Origin of the sequence: Vermiculatibacterium agrestimuris (assembly GCF_943193085.1) — a bacterium.
Lineage (GTDB): Bacteria > Bacillota > Clostridia > Oscillospirales > Oscillospiraceae > Vermiculatibacterium > Vermiculatibacterium agrestimuris.
Genome location: NZ_CALPCU010000001.1, coordinates 90,112 through 115,120, shown reverse-complemented (window position 1 = coordinate 115,120; position 25,009 = coordinate 90,112). Strand labels below are relative to the sequence as shown.

Annotated in this window: 22 protein-coding genes; all 22 read right to left on the bottom strand. The window is 53.8% G+C overall.

Translation table 11 applies throughout. The annotated features are described in order from the left end of the window. Positions 1–198 precede the first annotated feature (198 nt). The 22 genes from NFR87_RS00525 to NFR87_RS00420 all read right to left on the bottom strand — a co-directional run bounded on the left by NFR87_RS00525 (position 199) and on the right by NFR87_RS00420 (position 24,889). Positions 199–1,176 carry a hypothetical protein gene (locus NFR87_RS00525; protein ID WP_009260028.1) on the bottom strand — a complete coding sequence of 326 codons (978 nt, stop codon included), beginning with the start codon at positions 1,174–1,176 and terminating at the stop codon, positions 199–201. A gap of 136 nt (positions 1,177–1,312) precedes the next feature. After that, a complete protein-coding gene (locus NFR87_RS00520) occupies positions 1,313–2,383 on the bottom strand; it encodes a DUF3991 and TOPRIM domain-containing protein (protein WP_055271843.1) in 1,071 nt (356 codons plus the stop codon). Positions 2,384–2,394: 11 nt separating this feature from the next. After that, entirely contained in the window at positions 2,395–2,979 is a 585-nt protein-coding gene (locus tag NFR87_RS00515) for a DUF4314 domain-containing protein (protein WP_065533967.1), read from the bottom strand. Further along, entirely contained in the window at positions 2,963–3,553 is a 591-nt protein-coding gene (locus NFR87_RS00510) for a hypothetical protein (protein WP_227111799.1), read from the bottom strand. The genes NFR87_RS00515 and NFR87_RS00510 overlap by 17 nt, the downstream gene beginning before the upstream one ends. Further along, positions 3,540–4,433, bottom strand: a complete 894-nt coding sequence (locus NFR87_RS00505; RefSeq protein ID WP_065533966.1) for a hypothetical protein — start codon at positions 4,431–4,433, stop codon at positions 3,540–3,542. Before NFR87_RS00505 ends, NFR87_RS00510 begins: the two co-directional genes overlap by 14 nt. Positions 4,434–4,588: 155 nt before the next feature. Beyond that, a complete protein-coding gene (locus tag NFR87_RS00500; RefSeq protein WP_243282745.1) occupies positions 4,589–5,686 on the bottom strand; it encodes a hypothetical protein in 1,098 nt (365 codons plus the stop codon). Continuing rightward, on the bottom strand, positions 5,676–5,984 hold the full coding sequence (locus NFR87_RS00495; protein ID WP_140402456.1) for a hypothetical protein: 309 nt from the start codon (positions 5,982–5,984) through the stop codon (positions 5,676–5,678). The genes NFR87_RS00500 and NFR87_RS00495 overlap by 11 nt, the downstream gene beginning before the upstream one ends. Beyond that, positions 5,911–13,209 carry a GNAT family N-acetyltransferase gene (locus NFR87_RS00490; RefSeq protein ID WP_065535721.1) on the bottom strand — a complete coding sequence of 2,433 codons (7,299 nt, stop codon included), beginning with the start codon at positions 13,207–13,209 and terminating at the stop codon, positions 5,911–5,913. Before NFR87_RS00490 ends, NFR87_RS00495 begins: the two co-directional genes overlap by 74 nt. Further along, on the bottom strand, positions 13,206–13,529 hold the full coding sequence (locus tag NFR87_RS00485; protein ID WP_236940252.1) for a TnpV protein: 324 nt from the start codon (positions 13,527–13,529) through the stop codon (positions 13,206–13,208). Before NFR87_RS00485 ends, NFR87_RS00490 begins: the two co-directional genes overlap by 4 nt. 825 nt (positions 13,530–14,354) lie before the next feature. Next, positions 14,355–15,383, bottom strand: coding sequence for a ParB N-terminal domain-containing protein (locus NFR87_RS00480; RefSeq protein WP_009260038.1), 1,029 nt, complete (start codon positions 15,381–15,383; stop codon positions 14,355–14,357). Next, positions 15,376–16,149, bottom strand: a complete 774-nt coding sequence (locus NFR87_RS00475; RefSeq protein ID WP_009260039.1) for a ParA family protein — start codon at positions 16,147–16,149, stop codon at positions 15,376–15,378. Before NFR87_RS00475 ends, NFR87_RS00480 begins: the two co-directional genes overlap by 8 nt. 77 nt (positions 16,150–16,226) lie before the next feature. After that, on the bottom strand, positions 16,227–16,439 hold the full coding sequence (locus tag NFR87_RS00470) for a recombinase family protein (RefSeq protein WP_251444936.1): 213 nt from the start codon (positions 16,437–16,439) through the stop codon (positions 16,227–16,229). 59 nt (positions 16,440–16,498) lie between these two features. Next, a complete protein-coding gene (locus NFR87_RS00465) occupies positions 16,499–16,684 on the bottom strand; it encodes a hypothetical protein (protein WP_251444933.1) in 186 nt (61 codons plus the stop codon). Then, positions 16,684–17,553, bottom strand: a complete 870-nt coding sequence (locus tag NFR87_RS00460) for a ParB/RepB/Spo0J family partition protein (RefSeq protein ID WP_251444930.1) — start codon at positions 17,551–17,553, stop codon at positions 16,684–16,686. The genes NFR87_RS00465 and NFR87_RS00460 overlap by 1 nt, the downstream gene beginning before the upstream one ends. Beyond that, positions 17,550–17,891 carry a plasmid mobilization protein gene (locus NFR87_RS00455; RefSeq protein WP_251444927.1) on the bottom strand — a complete coding sequence of 114 codons (342 nt, stop codon included), beginning with the start codon at positions 17,889–17,891 and terminating at the stop codon, positions 17,550–17,552. The genes NFR87_RS00460 and NFR87_RS00455 overlap by 4 nt, the downstream gene beginning before the upstream one ends. Positions 17,892–18,632: 741 nt before the next feature. After that, positions 18,633–20,288 (bottom strand): sensor histidine kinase, encoded by a 1,656-nt coding sequence (locus NFR87_RS00450; protein ID WP_251444925.1) that lies wholly within the window; start codon positions 20,286–20,288, stop codon positions 18,633–18,635. Beyond that, positions 20,285–20,959, bottom strand: coding sequence for a winged helix-turn-helix domain-containing protein (locus tag NFR87_RS00445; protein ID WP_251444922.1), 675 nt, complete (start codon positions 20,957–20,959; stop codon positions 20,285–20,287). The genes NFR87_RS00450 and NFR87_RS00445 overlap by 4 nt, the downstream gene beginning before the upstream one ends. A 5-nt stretch (positions 20,960–20,964) precedes the next feature. Next, the gene (gene phoU / locus NFR87_RS00440) at positions 20,965–21,603 is read right to left on the bottom strand and encodes a phosphate signaling complex protein PhoU (protein ID WP_251444919.1); all 639 of its coding nucleotides are present in this window, start codon (positions 21,601–21,603) and stop codon (positions 20,965–20,967) included. Beyond that, entirely contained in the window at positions 21,603–22,358 is a 756-nt protein-coding gene (gene pstB / locus NFR87_RS00435; RefSeq protein ID WP_251444917.1) for a phosphate ABC transporter ATP-binding protein PstB, read from the bottom strand. The genes phoU and pstB overlap by 1 nt, the downstream gene beginning before the upstream one ends. Beyond that, on the bottom strand, positions 22,355–23,197 hold the full coding sequence (pstA, locus tag NFR87_RS00430; protein ID WP_251444914.1) for a phosphate ABC transporter permease PstA: 843 nt from the start codon (positions 23,195–23,197) through the stop codon (positions 22,355–22,357). The genes pstB and pstA overlap by 4 nt, the downstream gene beginning before the upstream one ends. Continuing rightward, positions 23,194–24,069, bottom strand: coding sequence for a phosphate ABC transporter permease subunit PstC (gene pstC / locus NFR87_RS00425; RefSeq protein ID WP_251444911.1), 876 nt, complete (start codon positions 24,067–24,069; stop codon positions 23,194–23,196). The genes pstA and pstC overlap by 4 nt, the downstream gene beginning before the upstream one ends. 7 nt (positions 24,070–24,076) lie before the next feature. Next, positions 24,077–24,889, bottom strand: coding sequence for a phosphate ABC transporter substrate-binding protein (locus NFR87_RS00420; protein ID WP_420910696.1), 813 nt, complete (start codon positions 24,887–24,889; stop codon positions 24,077–24,079). Positions 24,890–25,009 lie beyond the last annotated feature (120 nt).

Sequence of the window (25,009 nt, the reverse complement as noted above, 5' to 3'; positions counted from 1 at the left end):
TCACACCAAAATCAAAAAATCATACCTTGTAAAATTCTCAAAAACCCGTTGAAAGCACGGCTTTCAAGCAGTCGGCCCGCCGTCAGGTATGACGGCTATTCCTGCCTTAACCTGGGAAACACAGGCTGCGCCTGCGTTTCCCGGTTGCGGGGCGCCCCGGTGGGGCGGTCAATACGGATGGAATGAGAAGTGAGAGGGTCAGCGTTCCATCTCGTCCTCCGGTTCCTCGGCGGGTTCCCAATCGGTGAAGATCTCCGCCATGATCTGCTCCTTGCTCCCACGGACGGAGCTGCCCTGCGTTTCATAATCCCGCAGACCGTTCATCCGTTCCGGGATAGCAAAAAAGGCAAAGCGCCCGTCCTTCATCTGCGTCAAAAGCCGCATTTCACAGCCGGATGAGGGGTCCATGCCGCTCATCAGTTTTTCTAATGTCCCCACCTTTTCTGCCGCTTCACGGACAATGGAGCGGAACATATCGGACGGGATCTCTACATTCCAAACAGCGTAATCATCACGCCCGTGGCAGGTGATGGTCTGAATGGCCGTGCAGGGAACGCCGGTGAATTTATCTAAAGCGGAGGATAGCAGTGCCTCGGCTTCCGGCTCCAGATAGCCGCACAGATCCAATTCCACCGAATTTGCGACGGCTGCGGCCTCTTTCCCGGTCAGCACGATGTCCACATTGTTTCTCTCATAGGAAAATCCACGCCCATTCAGCATCAGGGAACACTCGGCGGCGATGCGGAACATCCGGAAATAATCGTCCGCCGTTTCACCCAGCGTCTTGCCGGTGGCGAAGGATTGAAAATACCGTTTGCCATCACTGTTTCGACAGGCCAGGGAAATATCCAGGTAAATTCCCTCGCTGGAGCCGAAATTCGGGATGCAAAGGGCTTCTTCAAACTCAGGCAATTCACCAGACAACTCATCAGAATATAAAAAGTATTCGTCCGGGAGAAGTCCGTGAGTCTCCAAATGCGTTTTCAGCTTATCAAAGGTTTCCTTGGCGTCAGCCATGCCGATGTGCTTGACCCGGTGGTTCTCATCAGGTTTGCTCCATCGGTCCAGCTCAAACGAATGAAGCGATCCGCTTTTTGTCAAAGCGGGATTTCGTTTCGGCACATCAAAGCCATATATACCGGGATTTTCGGTATATTCCTCGTACTTCTGGCACATATTTCGTGATAAAATTCCGTAAATCCCTGGCCGTTTATCCGCTCTTTACATTCTTCAATGAGATCACACCACTGGCGACAGGCTTCATCCATCATTCTTGCTCTCTGAATAAACTGGCTTTTACTAAGCACCTGTATCAAGCCTCCATTTCTTGTTCATCTTCATTTTCGGGTTCTTCAACAGCGCCCTTGTTAAATTCCGCCTCCAGCTCTGCCATCCGCAGACGGTCTAAATCCTCCACGGTGCGGCCTTTCCGCCGTTCCACCAGGTCGGTATTAAAATCATTCAGGTGTGGAACATGGATAGCACACTGGAAACCCCGCCCGGTATATTCACGCACCCACTTGGCCGCCGTGAGCTGTCCCCAATTCCGAAATTGCCCATCCTTGTCACGGGCCAGATAATCATTGTCCACCGCAAACACCAGCCGCTTGACCTGCGGGTGGCCCTCCAGATAGCGGTCAATGGCCCCATTCCAGAGGCAGCCGGTGGAGATACGGTGATCCTCCGTCCAGTCCCGCCCATAGAAATCAGCGGCGATGGACGCATGACTCATCAGGTCGATAGGGGCCTCGGTAACGATGAGCAAGTCACTTGTTCCCTCATGGAAAAAAGGATAGCTTTTATCGGAGCCGGTGGCGTCCATCTTGAACGAACTGTTTTCTCTGGCAGCCCGCATGGAACAGTACCGGGGCGCCCCTTCGGAATCGTAACCGACAAACACGCAGTTGCCATACTTTTTCTCCTGATAGATCATCTTCCGGTTCATAAAATGACTGACGATTTGTGGGCTGATACCCCGCACGGACACCAGATACCAATAGGCCCGCTTCATGTTCTCCGCCTTGTCCGGCAGCTCCAACGGCCCGCGCTCTTTCTTCTCATAGGGCGTTACCTGTCGTGTTTCCGCTACATATTCCTTGCCGATCAGCTTGCCCACCGCCTCCGGGAAGGACAGGTTTTCCTCCCGCATGACAAAATCAATGGCGCCGCCCTTGATGCCGTCATCCGGTCCCGTCCACTGGAAAAAGCGGTTGTTTTCCGGGAAGATATACAGGCCGCCGCTGTGCTTCATGTGGACGGCCTTGCGGCCAGCCTTTTCCGGCTCATAGCCATACCCACGGGCAAGAGAAAGAATATCCACGCTGTTTGCCTGCCGTATCTCCTCCTCGGTGAATTTATGATACACGGCGGCGCTTCTTCGCATAAACCATCACCTCACAGTTCCAAATCGGATTCTTTTTCATCAGGCCATTCCAATTCCTGTGCAGCTTCCTTGTGGAAATGGTCTGTTCCGGGAACGAGGCGGAAAGAAAGCCCGTTTTCCCAGCGGCAAAGGATCTGTCCGGCGTCGTCCACAGACTGAACGATACCGGCCAGCCCTGCGGGTGCATCATAGTAGGGGGTGTTTACCGCTTCATCCAGAATGACTTTTGTACCAGGCGCGTATTCCTCCCGCAGCAGCTTGGCTTGTTCATACAGATATTGCGGGGACCGGGGCAGGGCCTTCCGCACACCCGGTCGGACCGGCTCTCCGTCCAGATCATATCGGGACGGATCAGCAGCAGGGACACTCCAGCCAAACATGGACCCGGCCAGCATAGCAGCCGCCTGTGCCTTTGAAATGCCCTCATGGGCGTTGAAATAATTTTCCAGGACTTGGTTATAGGCGCGGCCGCCGGTGGAATAGGCGCAGGGGTAATAGCCCATTTCGCCGCGCCGAACCTCGATGAGCTGCCCGGAGTTGGGAAGGACCGCATAACAGTGTTCCGGCAGGGACGGGGTATCATAATTCTTCCTCATAGTCATCCTCCGGCTCATATTCCACATCGTCCTCCGGCATCTCACCCTCGTAGAACTCATCCAGTTCAAACCCGGCGCGGGAGATCTCCTCGTTGCTCATGCCGAGTTCATCTCTCAAATGACGGTATAAATCCCAGCCAGCGTAATTTTGTGTTGCCCACGATAATGCTTTGTCCAGAATCAGGCGGGTGCGATCTTCACCCAGGCTCTCCAGAGAACCATTACGGATCGCGTCAAATTCCCGGTCGAGCATATTCAGATATTTGTAGGCTCTTGCATACAGCGGTTCTTTGGCACAGTCGGACAGCAGCAGGTTTTCCGTTTTCTCCACAAGCCCATAGGACAGATCGCCATATCGCTCGTCACCGTTACGGCAGGCGGCCCGGAACTGCTGAAAGCCTTTCATGTTGCTGAAGCCCCGATAGTCCATACGCCCGCAAAGAATCTCTGATCCAATGATGACCTTCAGCATTTCCTCATCCGTAGTGGCGGCAACCAGCCGCATGGTGCTTCGCTCCTTGACGATATTGCACCCGTAAAGGATATAAAGCGGCTGCGCTTTATCCCACTTCACAATCCAATCCCTCCGTTTCCTCTCGCAATTCTTCCAGATATTCCTCAATGTCCAGTTCCTCATAGCGGAACTGGAGCTGTTCCACGATAGCCGGATCACAGTCCTCCGGCAGATAGTCCTTTACATCGTCCTGCACATCCCGTATCTCGCCCAGGAAGCCCCAGCAGCTATCCACCTCCACATCTTCCCGGAATAACTGGAACCCGTAGCACTGGCCGGTCAGGAAATAGTCGTAGGACTTCACCTCGCCCTCCAGCACTTGACGGGCCTTCTCCAGAGTTTCAGGCGTTACCTTGCCGTACTCCTTTTCAATCATCTGTTTATCCGCATAGATCCATCCTACCTGACCGGAATCCCACGGGCAGGAAAAGCTGGTGGTGTTCATGGTGATGCCGGAGTGGTCGTAAAGGTAGAGAGGCAGGATCACCATGCCCTCCATCTGCTCCACCAGCGAAAACAGTTCGCCGGTGGAGAGGGCGGAGAGGCAGTCATCCAGAAACCAATCCGGCACATCATCTTTCAGCGAGGCCGCATAGCTGGACGATACATACCAGTCGCTCTCGGAAGTCCAATGCTGGTTCTCTTTCAGCTCCCACTCCCGTGTGGAGCGGTTGTATTCCAGGCGGGCGCCGCTGGCCTTACCAGATTTGAGAAACGCAAAAACCGGATTGTCCCGGTCATGGCCGCTGGAATACTCTGAAAAGAGCAGTTCTTGCAGAAAATCACGGGGTTCCTCAAAATCGTGCTTTTCACCCAGGGAATAGCGCCCATGCCAACAGAGCATTTTTCCCAGACAGTCGCAGTCCTCACGGGGATTCAGGGGCATATCGTCATCCACAATGAACAGAGTGTAGGGCGCCCTTGTTGCTGCAAGCGGCATGATGCCTCACCTCCTTGGCCGCAGGGACCTCATCACCGGATCGCGTCACGGTAATGCCGGTACCAGGCAAAATAGAAAAAGCCGCCGATCACGGCGGCAGCGGCGGAAATACCAACAAGCACTTTTTTCATACGCACTCCTTTTTCAAATCAGGTTTACAGTTCCATATCCTGCTCATCTTCGGCCACAGCAGCGGGGGCCTCTGGGCTGGCCTCGCCCCGTTCTTCAAACTGCTGCTTGGTCTGAATTGCCGCTGACAGCTTCGGGAGCAGTTCAAACATTTTTGTGCTGTCACGGCTGCCTTTATAATAACGGTAGTCCCACTGTCCGCTCTCCGGGGAATAGCGGATGCTGTGCAGCGCATTGATGATCCAGCCCTGTGTTTTGAGAGGGACAGGTATTTCATGCTCCCGGAAAAGCTGCATAATCAGGGCCTTGCCGTTGACCTCCCGGTTCACCACCTCCTTTCCCGCCAGAATATCTTTCTCTGCCTCCCGGATAGCGGCATCATAGCGGGCCTGCTGTTCCTGTTCACGCTGGCGCCTCTCTGCTTCACGCTCTGCCGCCCATCGTTCTTCCCGCTGCCTGCGCTCTGCTTCTAATGGAATATTGTGCCGTTTTGCCTCATAGTACCGTCCCAGCAGATTGGCAAAGCCCAGGTCAGCCCACCGTTTCGGATCGCCCATACTCTCATTAAAAACCCGTTCGATCTCACCCCGGATGCCTTGCTTCAGCGTGGGCAGCCATTTCAGGATTTCCTCCAGCCGGTGTCTCTGGTCGATTCCCACCATGAAGCCATCGCACGGAACATAAATGGTCTGAAAGAACTCCCGTTTCTTTTCCATCGTGTAGAGTTCAATACCATTCTCATTGTAGAAGCGGTAGTAGTAATGCTTATTGCCCATCAGGTCTTTGGCAAACACCCGGTTTTCATCCTTTTCCTTTGGCGGGAAGATGTCCTTTTTCTTTTCATCTGGTCGGGCGTAGCGGGGAGAGAGGCCCGTTCGCTCTAAACTGCGGGTAATTATTTGCTGGACCTGTTCGATCCCGCCATGCGACTTGATGAACAGGTCCAGGTATTCCGCCTCCTGTAAGGGACAGAGATGCAAACCCGTCCTGCCCTCATAGACGGCGCCCTTGTACTGAAACAGATCCAGACCAAAATCGTTGCGGAACGGTTTGCCCTCTTTCACCGGGGAGAAGGCGCCCTCCCGGAAGATATAGCAGACGGAGGAATGCTTTTCATTCATCATGCCGCCCCTCCATTTCCTTTACCAGCGCATCAATGGCTTCATCGCTGAATTTGGCAGACAGGTATTTATGGATACAGTCCACTTCCGAATCCCGTAGAGATTGTGTAAGAGCCTTTTCCAGTTTTTCGTGATCTTCTGCCTGTATACCAGGGTAGCTATCCATGATCCGGCGTACATACGCTTTCAACAGCGAATACTGGTCAAATGAGTTCAAAATAATTTCCTTATAACTCGGTGCCAGCGCTGGGAAGAACACAGTCAGCAGATTGAGCTTTCTTGCAATCAGATCGTTCTCCATCCTCATCTAAAATCACCTCGCTTTCCTGCTCCTGCAAAGACTCAAACTCCAGCTTTGTGTTGATCTCCGTCAAAGCAGCAACCTTTTCGGACAGTTCTTCCTCATAAATAAAAGGCTGGCCCATCTGCTGACGGGCAGCCTCCAACTGCTTTTCTGCTTCCTCCAAATCCCGCTGAGTATTAACCAGGTAAAACGGGATACGCTCTGCAAGGTTCTCAATGCGGGTAATCGTTCCCTGTCCAGAAGAACCGATGTCCGTACTGTACCGGGAGGTTCCCCGCAGGATGATTCCCCGCGAAAGCGGATGAAGGTTAAGGCAGAGCCTAAATCCACGGTAAGAGCCAATTTCAAACTCAAAGTCATCCTTTGCGTGGTTTTCATTGATCGTGCGGTAAAGCAGGGCAAACGCATCGCCCGCCGCTGGGCGTTCTGTGTACTGCTTCCCATCCAGCATGATAGAGAAGTCCCCGGCCTTGGATTGCTCCAACAGGGTTATATCCTGCCTGATCTGCTCAATTTGGCGCTGGTACTGCTGGATGTGGCTGGGGTAGGTCGTATTTACTTTCCGCTCCAAAGAGAGTTGCTCGTTGCTCCACGCGCCCCGCAGGATTTTCAGCTCCGTCACTCGGTTTTCCAGCTCCATCTTCTGCGCCAGCATGGGATTGTCTGTGGCAGCCGCCTTAAACTGCGCGGCGGAAAGCACGGTTTCGTCTACATCCTCACAGGATCGTGCAATACTCCTGCCTGTCATAATCTGTGTGATATAGCGCAGTTTCTGTTCCTGTATCTGCCAGAGGTAGGCGTCAAATGTACCTTTCGTTACAAATTGTTTGATAATAACCTCTGGGTTTTCGTTGCCCTGCCGGACCCCGCGCCCATTCCGCTGAGTAATATCAGAAGGCTTCCAGGGACAGTCTAAGTGATTGATGGCAATTACTTTGTCTTGGACATTTACACCAGTTCCAAGTTTACCAGTACTGCCTACCAAAATGCGAATATCACCTTTACGGGTGAGTTCAAACAATGCTTGCCTTTGAGCTTCGGTAGCGGCGTCATGGGCAAAGGCAATCTCTGATTCCGGGACCCCTTTCTCCACCAGAACTCGTTTTATTTCGTCATACACATTAAATCTGCCGGGTTTGGGGGTCCCTACATCGCAAAAGATAAGCTGGACTGATTTCTGCTCCTTGGTATCCACCCAAAGTGAATAGACCTCATTGATACAGACATTCAATTTACTTTCGGGGTCATTTCCCGCATTGGGGTCTACCAGACGGGGATCAATCGCCATCATACGGGCCTCGCTGGTCAGCTTCAGCATATTATCTTCTTCCGGCTTTACGCGGCCAGCGCGGATTGCCTCTGCCCGCAGGATAAACTCCGCCATAATCGCTTTTTGTGCAGGAGTCGTTTCTGTGGTGATAATTTCTGCCTTGCCGCCGTGAACAGAAGGTAAACCCGGAATATCCAGCATATCAGAAGTCTTGATGTCGGCAACCTCACGGAAAACAGCCATCAGTTCCGGCATATTATAGAACTTTGCAAAACGATCCCGCATCCGGTAGCCGCCGCCCTCTGGCTTGATCTCCAAAGCGGAGGTCCGTTTTCCAAAATGAGCGGCCCAGGTATCAAAATAGGACCAGCCGAACCGTTCCAATTCCTGCGGCTGCAAATATCGCTGCATAACGAACATCTCCGAAAGAGAGTTGCTGATAGGAGTTCCAGTGGCGAATATCACACCCCGTCCATTGTTTACTTCCTGCAAATACTGGCATTTCAGCAGCATATCAAAGGCCCGCTGGCTGGAGGAGGTGGTGATGCCCGCCACATTCCGCAGCTTTGTAAATACAAAGCAGTTTTTGAAAAAATGAGCCTCGTCCACAAACATCATGTCCACGCCGAGCTGTTCAAAGGTCAGAAGGTCGTCTTTCTTTTCCTCGGCGGACAGCTTTTCCAGCTTGGCTTCCAGGTTGCCCCGGAAAATCGCCATCTGCTTAACGCTCCAGTTTTCACCCTTTTCATATTTCATTTCACTGATTGCGGCCTCGATCTCGTTAATCTGCTGTTCCAACTGCATGATCTGCCGCTCTTTTGAGATAGGGATTTTTTCAAACTGGCTGTGCGCCAGAATCACCGCGTCGTATTCTCCGGTGGCGATTTTGGAAATATAGCGGTTCCGGTTCTTGAGGGTGAAGTCCTCCACCGTGGACACCAGCAGATTGGCATTGGGGAAAAAGCGGTAAAACTCGGTCGCCCACTGGCCGACAAGGGGATTGGGGACCACAAACACCGCCTTGTGGATCGCGCCCAGGTTCTTCAGGTACATCCCGGCCGCAATCAGCGCGGCGGTTTTCCCGGCGCCCACCTCATGGGCCGCAAGCCCTGTGCCGGTGTAAATGACACGGGCAACAAAGTCAAGCTGGTGCTTCCGCAGCTTCATCTCGGAGTTCATGCCGGGGATCACCAGATGGCTCCCATCGTATTCACGGGGCCGGACGGTGTTGAAGGTATCGTTATACAGCTTGAGCAGGGCGTCCCGGCGCTCCGGTTCCCTCCATATCCAGGAGGCAAAGGCTTCCTGAATCTGCTGCTGTTTGGCGCGGGCGATCATGGTTTCCTTCGGATTGATGACATAACGGACCGCCTTATCGCCCCTGTCATTGGTATATTCCTGCCGGTCACGGACGGTTGTGGACTGCATATTCAGGCAGTCCTCCAGTATCTCGTAGGCGTTTTTTCGGCTTGTGCCGAGCGTCTGATTCACCGTCACGGAATTGGGTTCAAAGGTTTTATTGCTGATCCGCCAGGTGGTGGTATAAGGGAAATACTCAATATCAATGCGGCGCCGGTTATCCCCGCCGTCAATCACTTTGACATAGCCGCTGGTCTGGAAGGTTTCATACATGAATTGGCGGTAATACTCAACCGGCACCCAGATGGCGCCCAAATTCACCTCAATATCGGCAGGGGTAAGAGGTGTCGGCTGTACCGCTTCCAGCGCCTCCACATTCCGGGCGAACAGCTCCGGCTCCTCCGTCGCCCTCTGCCTTGCGTAAAGCAGCTTATCCCGCACATGGCCGCTCAGGTATTCCTCCGCCAGTTCCCAGCCCTCATCCGGGTTCCCATAGTATTTCTGCGGATTGAGATAGATGCGGCCGCCCAGCTCCTCTGCCAGTTCGTGCGTGGTTTTCCCGGTCAGGAAGGACATATAGGAGAGATCCACCCGCAGCTTGCGGTTCAGGCAGATTTGCAGGGCGTCCTCGGCGGTATCAGCGTGGTTGACCTCCCGAAAGGGCCGGATGGTCGCCTTATGGAAGATAGCTGATTTATCCCAGCCGCTCTTATCCTTTCGCTCGTCCTCAATGGAGCGTAACAGGGGGAATTGATCGTCATCGGAAAAGGCGAGGATATTGCCCTTGCTGTTGATGGCTCCATACTTGGCGGTAAAGCGGTCATAGACCTGATTGAGTTTATCCTGCGCTTTGCGGAGGTCCAGAGGGTCATACTCATGGGACTGGATGCTGATGACCTCCAGCAGCGCGGTACGGATTTCGCACAGGCCCTTGATGCGGGCCGCCTTCATGCCGGTGTAGGGCTGGGGAATCAGCCTGTTCTTCTCGCAGTAGTAGATTTCGCCGTCCTTCACCACAAAGGTAAAATTCCGGGTCCCTTCGGGGGCGTCCTCATAATCGGTCGGCTGTTCTTCCTCCGCTTCTTCTATCGGTTCCACATCCGGCTCTGCGCTGAAATGGGCGGACAGGCTTTCCAGCGCGTCGGAGAGGTGTTCATACAGATCGAAACTCTCCGGCGCGATACAAGCCGTGCCATCCTCATTGCCGTACATATTCCGGCTGCTCTCCATCTTGCCCATGAGCATTTCCGGGTGGTCCATGAAGTAGCGGTTGTAGGGAATCCATTTTCCCCGTTCCATGTCTGTCTGTATCCACGATGGGGTGTTTGCCCGGTCAAGCTGCATGGGGGCCGCCCTCTTTTTCAAAAAGACAATATCCGCGGTCACTTCGGTTCCCGCCAGCGCCTTGAACGCCGTATTGGGCAGACGGATGGCGCCGATGAACTCTGCCCGTCGTGCGATATATTCCCGCAGGCTCTCGTCCTTTCGGTCCAGGATACCCTTGCTGGTGATAAAGGCGATGATGCCGCCCGGTTTGGCAAGGTCCAGGGACTTGATGAAGAAGTAGTCGTGAATATAGGGGTTCAGTTCATTGTAGCGGCGGTCATAGATTTTGACGCTGTTGAAGGGGATGTTGCCCAGGATCACATCAAAGCTGTTGTCCTCGAATTTGGCTGCCTCGTAGCCCATAACGGAAATATCCGCCTCTGGATAGAGCTGCTTTGCGATACGCCCGGTGATGGAATCCAGTTCCACACCGTACAGCTTGGTCCCCTGATACTGCTCCGGCAGCACGGAATAGAAATTGCCGGTCCCCATGCCGGGGTCAAGAATCCTGCGGTCGGGGCCGCCCTCAAAGCCGAACCGCTCCAAAGCGCGGTACATATAGCGGATCAGCTCCGGCTCGGTGTAGTAGGCGGTGATGGTGGAGCGCATGGCTGCCTTATATTCTTCATCGGTCAACAGGGCCTTTAACTCCTGATATTCGTTTTCCCATCCGGCCGCTTTATCGGAAAAAGCGTTGGCAAGGCCGCCCCAGCCCACATAACGGGCAAGAGTGATTTGTTCCTCCGGGGTGGCGGTCCTCTTTTCCGCCTCGATCTGCTTCAAGGTCTTGATCGCCAGGATGTTGTTTTTATATTTGGTCTTGGCGCCTCCGGGATAGAGGTCATAATCTGCGGAGAAGCGGAAGTTGCGGGAAACGGGCGGCTCCGACCGGGGATTGGCGGGCGGTTCAGTGACCGGCCTTTCCTCTGGTTGAGTGGACGGCGCACTCTCCATGCGGACCAAAGCCCGCACAGGCCGAAGCTCGTCCAGTTCCTTTTCCAGCCGGTATTGAATGTCCTCCAGATCATCCATATCAGCGGCTTCCGCTGGGGAGAGGATGGCGCCGTTGTCCATCCGCTGCACATAGCCGTCGTACAGGCGGGTAATGTCCTCCAAATCGGTCTTGACCTTTTGATATTCCGGGTTGGGCTGTTCGTCCACCACCGCCCGGTAGAGGGCGGAACCGTCCTCCGTCAGATAGCCCCACTCGATTTCTTCATCGGGATACTGTCCTTGCAGATAACGGAGCATTTGAGTGGCGATCCCCTGACGGCGGTAATCCTCCAGCACCTCGATCATGCTGATATGGGGCCGTTCCTCGAAAATGCTGTACCGCAGGGTGCCCACTGTCAGTTCCCCACGGACGGCCTGCATGAGCATATCAATCTGACCGCTGTGGGCGCCCAGCGATTCATCAAGTATCCGGGTTTCCTCTGGCTGCTCCGGGGCTGCCATGCGGCGGGCGTAAGCGTCGATGGTTTCCGGGGAGAGCCAATCCGGTTTTTCCGGCAGTTGAGCGTACAGCTCCCGCATTTTGGCGATCTGCGCCTCCACACTGCCTGCCCACAGGTGCTTTTCCGCCCGCTGCCCTTCACCCAGAAAATACTCGCAGTCAGCACACAGACGGTCTAACAGACGGTATTCGGCGCTGAACGGCTGCGTCTCATCCTTCTGCTCCGGCTCGCTGACGGCAGGGGCCTCCAGATAGCGCCCCTCATCCACCAGGCGTTGAACAATACCGGCAGCCTGCGGCCAGGACAGCTTGGTTTCCCTCTTTTCCCCATGTTCATCGGTCCAGTGCAGCTCAATGCTGTCCGTACCGGAATACACATAGTCAAGCCCCGCCGCTTCATCAGGAAACCCCTCGTAGCCGTACATCTCTTTCAGGAAAGAGGCAAAAGCCGAGCCTGTGGGATGGGTCCGGGCAAATTCGTAGATACGATCTTTTTTCTGTGTAACCAGAGGCCCACGCAGCATAGCGCGCTCAATCAGCAGATCTTCCGGGCTTCTTTCAGACGGCGAGGCCAGCAGGGAAAGCTGCTCCGGTTCCTCATCCGCTGCGGCCGGAGCTGCTTCGGGGGCTGGCCGCAGCTCCACATCCACTTCCTCATCATTGACCAGCATAGTAGCGCGTACAGGCTCATAGTCCTGACTGGCGATGTTGTTCAGCCAGGTGGCGAAGAACTGGCCGAACCCGGCAATTTTCTTTTCCTGCGCTGGGTCTGCGGGGTCCGCCTCCTGATACACGCCGATGCCGCTGTTTTCATAGCTGAACGCCCGCAGAGTTCCAGTCTCCCGGTCGATCAGGAAGTCCATATAGGGGTCATACATTCGGTCGCCATTCTGCATATAGTAATGTTCCATGCAGTAGTGATCGCCGTATTTGTGGTGGATCACCAGGGGATCATAGGCGTCCCCAGCCTCCAAACGCAGAGATTCATACTGGCCGGACACGATCTCCGGGAACAGTTTTTGAAAACGCTGGAAGTTTTTGTGGGCGGTGGTATTCCCTCTGGATTTATGTGGGGATGGAGATTCTTCCGCTGGTGGAATCAGATTGGTTTGACCTCCTGCCACAATGACCTGTTGCCCGCCAGCAACCGGCTTTGGGACAAAGGCCTCTATTTCATCCGCCTTTGGGATTCCCTTGATTTCTGTAAATACCGCTTGCGGGCGGACGGGTTCTTCCGCCGTTTCACCTGCTTCATAAGCCACAGCACCCAAAACATAGTCATAGTCGGCTTGCCCGATCTCCCTTTGCGGGGCGCCGCCCATTTCTTCTACTTCAGCCGGGATATTGTAGTCCCCAATAGGGTCAGGTTCTTTCTCCGCAGTTATATCTGGGTAAGCGCCCGCTTCGATCAGGGCGTCCAGCAGATTGGCAAGGCTGGGCCAGGGGAAGTAGGTGTAGCCATCATCAAAATAAAAGGAAATGCCGTCCTCTCCACGGAGCTTTGTGCGGTACAGCACCTCGCCCTGAAACTCCCGGTCCCCATAGGCCGAGAACAGGCCGCAGACCTCCCGGCCTTTTTCCGTCCAGTTGTAGTCTGTAACGCCATCCGCCAACACCGCCCGCACCGCTTGATGGAGTTCAGGGAGATAGAGGTCGGTGCTGGTCAGGATATGCTCATAGTGGCGACGGACTTCTTCATCAGAAAAGTGATGTTCAACCTTCGGGGAAGCAGAAAGAGAGCCGTCCTGTGCGGGCGGCTCTCCTTCATGCTCCGCGCCTTGCGGCGCCTCGGTATGCGGTTGTTCTTCGGTCAGCGGGGGATCAGCACGATGGTCTGGAGTACCGTTTCCTCCGCCATCAGCTTCAGATTGTTCAGGTGGCGTGTTCGCTCCAGAATATCCTCGGTCTGCGGCATCGGCTCCTGTTGAAGCATCTGCTGGGTCAGGGCCTCGATCTTCTCCGTGGCCTCGTTCTGTACCCGGTGCATGACCTCCATCAGACTGCCATCCATTTTCAAAATCGTATATCGCTCCGGCTGGTTGTCCTTGAGATATTCCAGCGCCATCCGCCCGTACCGGCCCAGGGGCTTGTCCGCCTCGTTGCTGTTGGAAATTTGCAGGTCGGGGAGAAGCATCCCGTCCTGTTCTTTGTAATGCAGATTGATGTTCGGTTTGTTCATGTTTTTCCTTCCTTTCTCGATTGATGATCCTGATGTTCCGCTCCATCTCCAAAAGCACTGCTTTTGAAATGGATGTGACTGCCATACCCAGATGGGCAACCAGTGGAACCGTATTAAAATGGCTGACTGTCGCCATCCCATCGCCCATGCGGATCGCCTCATCTGGCAAGTGACACTTTTTACCGATGAAATAGGAAACGCTGTCGCTCAAAAGCTGGATATACTGTGCTTCAAAGCCGCCAGCCGGTATTTCCTCAAACAGATGGTTTTTTGTTTCCTGCCGAAGCCCCTGTAAATAATGCTCGTAGTTGTCATTGACGGCCTCACGCGCCAGGGCGTACAAGAGGTCTGGGAGCGGCTGTGCCTGAAACCCATGTGAGAAGGTAAGCCGTTCCCCCAGAGCCTTTTGCATCTCATCGGAAAGCTGCCAGTTGGTGGGATGAATCTCCTTGCCCACAGTTTGACTTATATCAAAGAGATAGTCAAGCGTAAGGCGGGCGTTGCTGTAAACGCAGACGGCAATCCCTTTTGGCCGGGAAATTAGATTCCGGCCCACGCCAGCCCATTGTTTTTTTGTGGCAAGGATGGTTACATCCTCGTCCTGTGCGTAGACCAGCAGAATATTGTCAAAGCTCTGCTTGTGGAACCGGGACGCAAAGGCCAGGTAATCCCGCCAGTTCCTCTCGCTGCGGACGATATAGGGGGCCATGACCTCATAAATCGTCCGCAGGCGTTCATCGTTTCTCAATAGGCTCCTCCTTCCTGTGGTGGTTTTCCAGTTTAGACGGCTGTGGCCTCTTTACGGGCAAAGTAGAGGGCAAGGGCCTCGTCTACAATACTGTCAAATTCTTTCTGGCTGATGCTGGCGGTAAAGTATTTCTTGTAAATCGCCGGTTTGACTTTGAACGCCGCAGCCGTGGATTTCTTGGGCTTCCGATTAAACTCGCCGGAGAGGATTTGTTCCGCCCGTTCCGGGGTCAGCTTGCCGGTGTATTCCCGCAGCAGAACAGCTTTGCCCTCGTTGACCTTATACTCGCTTTCCGACAGAACTGCCTCCACCATCTGCTGTTCCTCTTGGGCCAGATAGGAGAGCTGAACCGCCGCCGCAATCGTAAATTCTCCATCGTCGATCCTGATTTTCAAGGCGGCAGATAATTCATTGATGCGGAGATAATTCGCCACAGCACGGCCTTTCAGGTTGTACTCAGCCCCCACAACATCCCGGCTTTTGGACTTGTGGCAGTCAATGCCACAAGTCTTGTTTTCCCTGATTTCATCAGGGTTTTCCAGTCTTTTCAGTTCCTCGATAATATCGTTCCGGCGCCCCTGACAAATCATCTTGGAGTAGCGCAGGGCCAGCACAGCCGCCCGTTCAGACGGGAACATTTCCGAGAAGGACCGTTGCAGGACATTGGTTTCAATGACATAAATCCATGCGTCCTGATCGGAAAGATTCTCTTTAACGATACAGGGAAGTAGGCGCTTCGCCGCAATAGCAGCATTTTGGCGGTTATGACCGGCCAGCATTTCGTATTCAAACCCATTTTCATCCGGTTCAATCTTTCGGATGATTGTGGGACTCAAAACTCCATTTTCTGAAACGCTGTCTACCAGGTCATTAAATCGGTCGCCCTCATACAGCCGGAAGGGGTGTCCCCGGAAACCACGGATGATCTCTGGCGGAAGCATTTGAATTTCGTTATTTCCAGGCTGGGCAGGCTTGTCCTCCGTTGCCGCCGTGTTCTCCACCTTCCGCGCAACCCCCAGAAGGTCGTCCAGAGAACGGATACGGGGATTGATGTTAGGCATACGCAAGCACCTCCTTTGCCAAATTCATATAGGCTGCGGCTGCGGGGCTTTTGGCGTCCAGCTCCATCACGCTGAGTCCCTTGCTGTTTGCGGTCCCCACCTGAACGGTAGCTGGAATCTGACTCTCAAAAATGGGGAGGTGGCCGAACACGGAACGCACCTGTTCGCTGGTCTGGCGGTATAGGGTTGTCCGTTTACTGCATTTCGTGAACAGGATGCCAATGATCTCCACCTTTGGATTCAAATTTTGCTTGATTTTGGAGATCGTTTCCGTCAACTCCTTCAAGCCCACCAGAGCGAACAGCTCCGGGTCAACGGGAATGATGATCTCGTCCGCCGCAGTAAAGGCGTTGATGGTGAGCGAGCCGAGGGACGGGCCGGTGTCCACCAGGATGTAGTCATAATCCGCCCGGAGAGGCGCCAGCAGCTTGGCAAGGCAATCGTCCTTTCGCTCAATCAACAGGTTCACCTCTGCCACGGTCAGCGTTTTTTTGGACGGGAGCAGGTCCACCTTGCCTATGTTCAGGATGTAACTGGCCTTTTCCGGCAGAACTTCATCCATGACTAATTTCATCATCAGGCTGGCCGCCGTCTCCTGCAAAGCGGCTGGTGCCACGCCAAAGCTGATCGTCAGATTGGTTTGGGGGTCGAAGTCCACCGCCAATACTTTTTTCCCCAGCTCCGCCAGGGAGTAGGCCAGGTTCCGGGTACTACTGGTCTTTGCCACGCCCCCTTTCTGGTTTGCCATCACGATAATCTTACACACGGGTTCTCAACCTCCTGTTTTCAGTGGATTTACGCTGTTTCAGCGCATAAAAAAACTTGGACTAAACTCGCACCCCGTTATTGGAGTTCTGACTTTAGTCCAAGTATAGCTGTATCATCCACGAAAAACTCAGGGTGTAAAAACCCCTTCTGACGAGCGTAGGCTTGCAAAATGTCCTTTTGATTGGAGATGGAATTGGATTCTCCTTCTCTGCCATCGTCCTGCGACAAGCGGCAGTAGAGAGCGGTTATCTTTTCAGTCTGCCCGTTTAATTTGGTTGCTGTTGTCATTGAAATACTTCTCCTTTCCGACAACCGGGCATAGCAAAGGCAGTTTCATTTTACTATGCTCAGATGTCTGTTTCCAATGTGCGGTGCGACAACAGCAACTCCTTGAATTGCTGCAAAACCGTCTGGCTGCCCTCGGTGTTCCAGTGGGTGGTGACATCATAAACTGTGCCGCCGATCTTCATGGAGAAGGCAGGAGTGTTTTCATAAAGAGGAGCAAACTCCGGTTTCATGATGTTCTGATTCATCAGCGTTCCCCTCTGTCTGTTCGTCTGCGGGAGCGTTGCCTTTTCTGCTCCTGATACTGCTTGAGGATCAGCCCGATGATGGCTTTTTGTATATCCTCGGTTGTGTAGTGCTTGGGAAAGAAGCTCCGCAGTTCGTCCACCTTGAAGGTGATTTTCTCCCGCTGGTTGGGCTTTGGCTCGGACAGCATGGCGAAGATATAGTCAGTGGAAAGTTCGCCCTTCTGGCTGGCTTTCTTTAGCTGTTGTGCCTGTGAAAGTGAGGGTGTGCAGTCCTCGCATTGCATGGTGTCCAGCAAATCACGCTGTTCCTTTTCGGAGAGATAGGAAGTGGGAGTCAGGGCGATCTTTTCCTCGTCCACCATCTCCAGCAATTCGGGGATCAGATAGGTCAGACGGATATAGCGGAAAACTTGGTCACGGCTCTCGCCGGTCTCTTTGCCGATCTCGGCGGCAGTATCCGTCTTTGTCGCAACTTGCGATAAAGTGCGTTTGCCCTGCTGCTTGAGCGCCTCCATCTTGAGCTTGTAGGCAAATGCCTTTTCGGAGGGTAAGATATGCTCTCGGTGGAGGTTGCTGTCTACCACCGCAAGGATTGCCTCGTTGCGGTCTAACGGATAGATGAGCGCCGGTACTTCGGTCAGTCCGACTTTCTCTGCCGCATGAAGCCGGCGGTGTCCGCTGATGACCTCATACTCTCCGTTCTCCAGCGGGCGGACGATGAGCGGGGACAGGATGCCCTGCTCTTTGATGCTCTCTGTGAGTACTGCCATCTCCTCATTGTCCAGCACCTTATAGGGGTGTCCATCGAAGGCGTGGAGCTGACAGACGGGCAGCAGCGCTGATTTCTTTTTCGGTTGTTCGTTGATCATTTTTTGATCTCCTTCTTGACCGGGCGGAGAAACTCCGCCTCAATGCTTGCCTGAAAATGCTGATAAGCGGTGAGGACTTCTCTCAGTTTTGGAGCGTCAATGAAGCCGAGAGAATGGGCTTTCCTCGCCAGTTGGTTCAGGCTGTTCCTGATGGCATACATCTCTCGCATGGCTTCATAGAAACGCTCGTCCGGCTTCTCCCTCGGCTCATAGCTGTGAAGCAACATCCGGATCATTGCGGTCTCGGTGATGCCGCACCTTTGGGCTTTTTGTTTCAGATCTGCGGCGTCCTTTTCGGACAGCCAGAACTGCTTTTTGATTCCTTTTCTTATAATCATTTCTCCTTTCAGGTTTTAGGACAGAGTCCTAACGAGGCGTTTGTACGACCTGTGGGAGTACAGACGCACTGCTCGCCTGAGATGACGCAGACATCCGGCGGCAGGCTACCGTTTGGACTCCTGCGGGAGTACAAAGGGTCTGCTCGCTTCGTCGAAGCAAGCTCCATATCCTTCGCCCTGTCACAAGTGGCAGGGCTCACTCATTTTGCTGCTTCTCCTCTCCCCAAAAAGTCTCTCGACTTTTCGTGGACCCCATTTTACGGATACCTTGCCACAGAACTCAGCCAACAAAAAATGCTCATCGAACCTCCTTTCCCGGAGCCGATGAGCATATGCGATCCTTGAAAATACAAAAAGCCACTTGACCGTTGACATACACCACTTGGACAGACTACTCCCTTGGGAGTATGTCAAAGTCAAGTGGCTCGTAGGAAGTCAGCGCATCAAGCGGCTCCAAGGCACTAAGCTTGCATTTTTGATACTTAAATCATTTCACAGTATTCAGTTTACCGTTCGGATGATTCTCCGCAGCTAAAGGAAAGGCGGCATTTGGATGTCAATACTCATTCATGGGTGAGCAGCCCCGTAGCACGATACCAAACCTTATCATCGCCCGGTTTTCTCCTTGCGGACATCTTATATTTTAACAACGGAACATTTGTTTGTCAAGACTTTCTTTAAGTTTTACTTTGTCTCTCAGGTGCAAATTCGGGCAACATAGCGCTCTGCGATTAACCCTTTCTATATCGGCAAGCGGACAGTTATCGTTGTTCCCTCGTCCACTGCGCTGTCCACCTCGATCGTCCCGTGATGGATCAGTACAGCGTGCTTGACGATGGAGAGTCCCAACCCTGTGCCGCCGACCTCTTTAGAACGGCTTTTATCCACACGGTAGAACCGTTCAAAAATGCGCGCCTGCTCCTGGGCGGGAATACCGATACCCGTATCGGAAACGGTGAGAACGGCGTTTGCGTCCTGTCTTTCAACGCTGACGGTTACCTCGCCGCCGTTTTTATTGTATTTGATGGCGTTATCGCAAAGATTATAGAGGATACTGTGGAGAAGTTTCGGAACGCCGTGCAGGCTGCAATACTCGCCGTGCAGAGACATCTTCACTTCCGCTGCTTTCGCTTCCGCCTCCAAACCGGCAATGGCTTTCGCCGCAAGCTCATACAAATCGACCTCTATCCACTCCATGTCCTCTGCGCCCTCGTCTAAATGGGAAAGGCTCAGGATATCCTCCACCAGACTTGTCATGCGCTGGGCTTCCCTGTATATCTTTCCCGCAAAGGGGACGATATCCCCCTGCTTCACCATGTTGTTTTGAAGCAGCTCCGCATAGCCGGAAATGGAGTGCAGGGGCGTTTTCAGCTCATGGGACACATTGGATGTGAATTCACGGCGCATCTGCTCCGCCTTTTCCTTTTCGGTCACATCGAAAAAGCAAAGAGCAGCACCGGCAACTTTTCCTTCAGACATAATTGGGCTGGCGCTGATTTGGTATTGCCCGGTTTCAAGGCTTACGGTCTCAACCACGCTTTGCCCCTGCAAGGTTTGCCGCAAAATGTCGTTTAGGCTGAGGTTCCTGCTGACCGTCAGCATATCCGCTCCCACCGGGCTTTTCTCCACACCCAGCAGAGCCATGGCGGCGGGATTGATGCTGACGATTTTTCCGTGCTCATTCAGCAGCACCATACCCTCGCTCATACTGCCGATGATGGTGTCCAGCTCGGCCTGCTTCTGCTCCAGCCGTGTCTTTTGCCTGCGCAGCTGTTTCTGCTGGCTGTCGATCCTGCGGAGAAAGGGAGCAAGCTCGTCATATCCCTCGTTTGAAAGAGGATGATTTAAATCAATTTCATTCAAAGGCTTCACAATGCTTTTAGAAAGGCGGACAGCGAGGACAACGGACAGGACAACCGCCAGAACTATGACAATGCTTATCGGCTGTGCCATACCAAGTACCAGCGTTAAAATGGAGCTTTGCGCAATGGAAAGACGCAGGACGGTTCCGTCCTCCAAACGTTGCGCCGCATAAAGAGAGCGATCCATCAGCGTAGCGGAATACCGTTTACTTTCCCCATAGCCTGTGGCAAGGGCTTCTTTGATCTCCTCACGCTCCAAATGGTTCTCCATATCCAAACTGAGTGCATCGCTGTCATACAGCACCGTCCCGTCTGTGTCGATCCATGTAATACGATAATCCCGCACCGTAAGGTCGCTAAAATAGGCGGTTTCTTCATTGGTGACTCCCTGTGCGGCAAGCTCTAACTGCATTTGAAGCTGCCTTTGCTGCACCCCCGAAAAGTAGCTGTACAGCACGCCCATAATGAGAATTAAGGAGGCAAGGAAAACCGCAATGGCGACAAAGCAGATGGAGCGGAAAATCCGTTTTGTCATAGCTTATCCTCCATACGGTAGCCGATACCCCGCACCGTTGCAATTAGGCTGCTGTATTTCCCCAGCTTTGTCCGCAGGGTGCCGATATGTACATCCACTGTTCGTGTTTCGCCGATATAGTCCAGCCCCCAAACGGTTTCCAGCAGATGCTCACGGCTGAACACCCTGCCGATGTTTTCCATGAAGGTGAACAGCAGCTTAAATTCTTTCAATGTAAGCTCCACACGCTCTCCGTCGATCTGAACAATGCAGGACCCAGGGTCAAGCTCCAGTCCGTCGATGCGCAGAGGCTCCCGTTCTTCTCTCGGAGCGGTACGGCGCAAAACCGCCTTGACTCTCGACACCATTTCCATCATGCCGAAGGGCTTTGCAAGATAGTCGTCCGCACCCAGGTCAAGTCCGGTTACTTTATCGTATTCCGTGCCCTTGGCAGTGGCCATAATGACGGGGATATCCTTTGTCACGATTTGGGAACGCAAGCTTTTGAGAATGGAAATCCCGTCCTCTCCGGGCAGCATAATATCCAGCAGGATAAGCTCCGGTCTTTGCCGCTTCATGGCTTCCCAAAACGCTGCGTCATCCCCGAAGCCGACAGCTTCAAAGCCGGCGGCGTTCAGAGTATATATCATCAGGTCACGAATTCCGCTGTCGTCCTCCACACAAAAAATCATCTTTTTCACCCCTTGCTTCCGGTAATGGAGAACTCCACCCATTTTGCAATGTTGACTGCGTGATCCCCGATTCGTTCAAAATATTTTGCGACCATCAAAAGGTCGATGGTCTGCTCACCGTCGATTCCCGGTTGGCTGAAGCGGCCAATCAGCAGCTTTTTGACACGGTCAAAGCAGTCATCCACCACATCGTCATAGGCGATGACCGCCTGTGCCATAGCGTCGTCTTTTTTTACAAAGGCGTCAATGCTCTCGCTGACCATCTTTATCACAGCAAGCGCCATGTTACGGACTTCTTCCGTATCACCGCCCACCTTGAGGTTTGCCATCCTGACGATTTCGGCAATGTCAGCAGACTGATGTCCGATGCGCTCCATATCCGTGACCATTTTCAGGGCGGAGGAGATGATGCGCAGATCCTTCGCCACCGGCTGCTGCTGTAAAAGCAGTTTCAGGCAAAGGCTTTCGATCTCCCTTTCCTTCTGCCCAATCTGCTCTGCAAGCGCAGGTATGGACTCGGTCAGGGCGAGGTCGCCTTCCGCCACAGCTTTGGCGGACATGGCGATGGCGTTTTCGCACAGGGCGCCCATGGTGATCATCTCTTTATTCAGCAGATCGAGCTGCTCATCAAACCTTGAACGCATTATCCGAACCTCCCTGTGATGTAATCTTCTGTGCGTTTGTCCCGAGGCTGGGAGAATAAAGCTTCCGTTTCGCCCATCTCTACCAGCTCGCCCAGCAGGAAAAACGCCGTCTGGTCAGAGATTCGGACCGCCTGCTGCATATTGTGGGTCACGATAACAATAGTATAGCGTTTTTTCAATTCCAGGGCAAGTTCCTCGATCTTGCCGGTAGAGATTGGGTCAAGGGCGGAGGTGGGCTCGTCCATCAGCAGTACCTCCGGCTCCACTGCCAGCGCCCGGGCGATGCAAAGCCTCTGCTGCTGCCCGCCGGAGAGCCCCAGCGCGGACTTTTTCAGCCTGTCCTTCACCTCGTCCCAGATAGCCGCGCCTTTCAGGGAGCGCTCCACGATCTCATCCAGCATGGCCTTGGAGCGAACGCCGTGGGTACGGGGACCGTAGGCGATATTGTCGTAAACGCTCATGGGGAAGGGGTTGGGCTTTTGAAATACCATGCCGATGTTCTTGCGAAGGTCGTTGACATCCACCGATTTTTCAAAAATACTGCGCTCTCGGTACAGCACCTCGCCTGTGATCCTCACCTCGGGGATCAGGTCGTTCATACGGTTCAGGGTTTTGAGGAAGGTGGATTTCCCGCAGCCGGAGGGACCGATCAAGGCGGTGATGCTCTTTTCCGGGATCTGCATATCAATATTTTTCAGTGCCTGGGTCTTGCCGTACCACAGGCATAAATCGTTCACTGTGATCACTGCACTCAAGCTGTTCGCCTCCTTTGAAAATATCTGCTCACAAGCGCCGCCGCAAGGTTGATGAGTAGCGTCAGTATCATTAAAACCGCAGCGATGGCAAAGGCCACCTCAAACTCTCCCTGCTCTTTGGCGTAGACATACAGCGCCACCGTAAGGCTGCACCCCGAGCTGAAAAGTGTGCTTACAACACCGCCAAGGGTATGGGCAAAGCCCGCCGTAAACAGCAGTGCCGCCGACTCACCCAAGATCCTGCCCACTGTGAGGATACAGCCGGTGATAACGCCGTCTACACAGCCGGGAAGCACTACGGTGCGGATGACCCGCCACTTTCCGGCTCCCAAACCAAACGCCCCCTCACGATAGCTCTGGGGCACTGTTTTCAGGCTCTCCTGTGTCGTGCGCATCACGGTGGGCAGATTCATAATGACCAGCGTCAGCGCGCCCGCAAGCAGGCATTTGCCGAAATTGTTCGCAAACGCCAACATCCCCACAAGACCATATATGATGGACGGAATGCCGGAAAGGGTTTCGGCTGCATATTCGATTATGCCGACAATGCGCCGGTTTTGGGCATATTCCGTCAGATAGACCGCCGCTCCCACGCCCAGCGGCAGAACGATAATAAGGGTCGCAAGCACAAGATAGACCGTGTTCACGATATCCGGCAGAATACCGATCCTGTTTTGCAGGTAGCTGGGGCTCTCGGTCAGCAGCTCCCATGTGATATTGGGAAGTCCCTTCGCAAAGATAAAGCCGACCAGGAAGAGAACCAATGCGCCTGTCAGTCCCGCCGAAAGCCACATCAGCAGCTTCATTACGGTAATATAAGCCTTGCGCTTTCCGCTCATTTGGCTCCCTCCTTATCCCGCTTCAAAAAGAAATTCAGGCAGGCGTTGATGAGCATAATAAAGAGGAACAGCACCAGAGCGATGGAAAACAGCGCCTGCCGTTGCAGACCGGAGGAATAAGACATCTCGGTCGCCACAGCCGTTGTAAGAAAGCGCACGCTGCCGAACAGAGAGGGCATATTCGCCACATTCCCGCAGACCATCATGACCGCCATAGCCTCACCGATGGCCCTTCCCACGCCCAGCACCACGGCGGCGGCAATGCCGCTTTTTGCCGCTGGAACAGACACACTGAAATAGGTTTCCACCGGCGTCGCACCAAGAGACAGGGAAGCATCTTCATATTCTTTTGGCACGGCCTCCAGTGCTGTGACTGACACCTTTACGATGGAGGGCAAAATCATTACCGCCAGCACGAGGATGGCAGCAAAAAGGCTTGCCCCGTCGGGCAGCCGGAAGGCTTCTCTTATGGCGGGAACCAGTACGATCATACCCACCAGACCGTACACCACCGACGGGATGCCCGCCAGCAGGCTGACCGCCGTACCCACCGCAGATTTCACCCCTTTCGGAGCCAGCTTTGCAAGGTACACCGCTGTCAGGAAGCCCACGGGCACGCCGATGACAATCGCCCCGGCCGTTCCGTAAACACTGGTGAGGATAAAGGGCAATATCCCATAGGACGGCTCCGCCGCAGTGGACGCCCACACCTTCCCGAACAGGAACTGCACAAGCCCTATCTCACGAATCGCCGGCAGTCCGGCGATCACCAGATATACGGTGATGAGCAGCACGCAGCCCACTGTCACAAGCCCAATCAGAAGGAAAACTCCGTACACAAATCTTTCAAAAGCCGCTTTTCTGTTCTTCATGGGTTTATCACTTCACAGGCACTGCGCCTGCATTTTTGATGACCTCCGCCGCCTCTTCGGAAGTGATGTAGTCGAAGAACTTCTGCGCCGAAGGACTGAGGGTTTCGTCCTTTTTTGTCACCAGTACAAAATTGCGCTGCACAGGATAACTGCCGTCCTTGATGGTTTCGTCGCTGGGCGCAACGCCGCCCACGGTGAGCGCTTTCACACTGTCCTTAAGCGACGCGAGCGAGGCATAGCCAACCGCCGCCGGATTGCCTGCCACGGTGGTGATGACGTCTCCGGTAGAGGTCAGCTCCTGACGGTATTTGCAGCTGTCCTTTGTGCCGGTGATGGATTCAAAGCCGTCGCGGGTGCCGCTGCCGGCCTCTCTGCCGATGAGGACGATCTCGGCGTCAGCTCCGCCCACATCGCTCCAGTTTGTGATCTCGCCGGTGAAAATCCTGCCGATGGTTTCCACATCCAGGTCGGCGACAGGATTTTCCGGATTGACGATGATGGCGATACCGTCGTAGGCCAGTACAGTGCCCTCAAGCCCCTGTGCGATCTCCTCATCCTTCAGGTCACGGCTGGAAAGACCGATGTCGCAGCGCCCCTCCGCCGCCGCCGTAATTCCTGAGCCGGAGCCGGTGGGGTTGTATGTGACAGAGATGGACTTGTTTTCGCTTTCAAAGGTTTCCTTCAGCGCCCCGATCACCTTTTCCATAGAGGTGGAGCCATCCGTGGATACCGTGCCGCCGGTACTTCCGCAGCCTGTCAGCACAGAAAGAGCAAGTACCCCCATAAGACCGAGAGCCAGAATTTTCTTTCCAAACTTCATTTTGCATTTCTCCTTCTCGTTTCATGATTTTCATTTCGGACTACGCCCAAATCATACCGCCCGAATGTCAAATCGGTTATCGGAGAAATGTAAAATCCTTGTAAAGGCGCTAAAGATCCA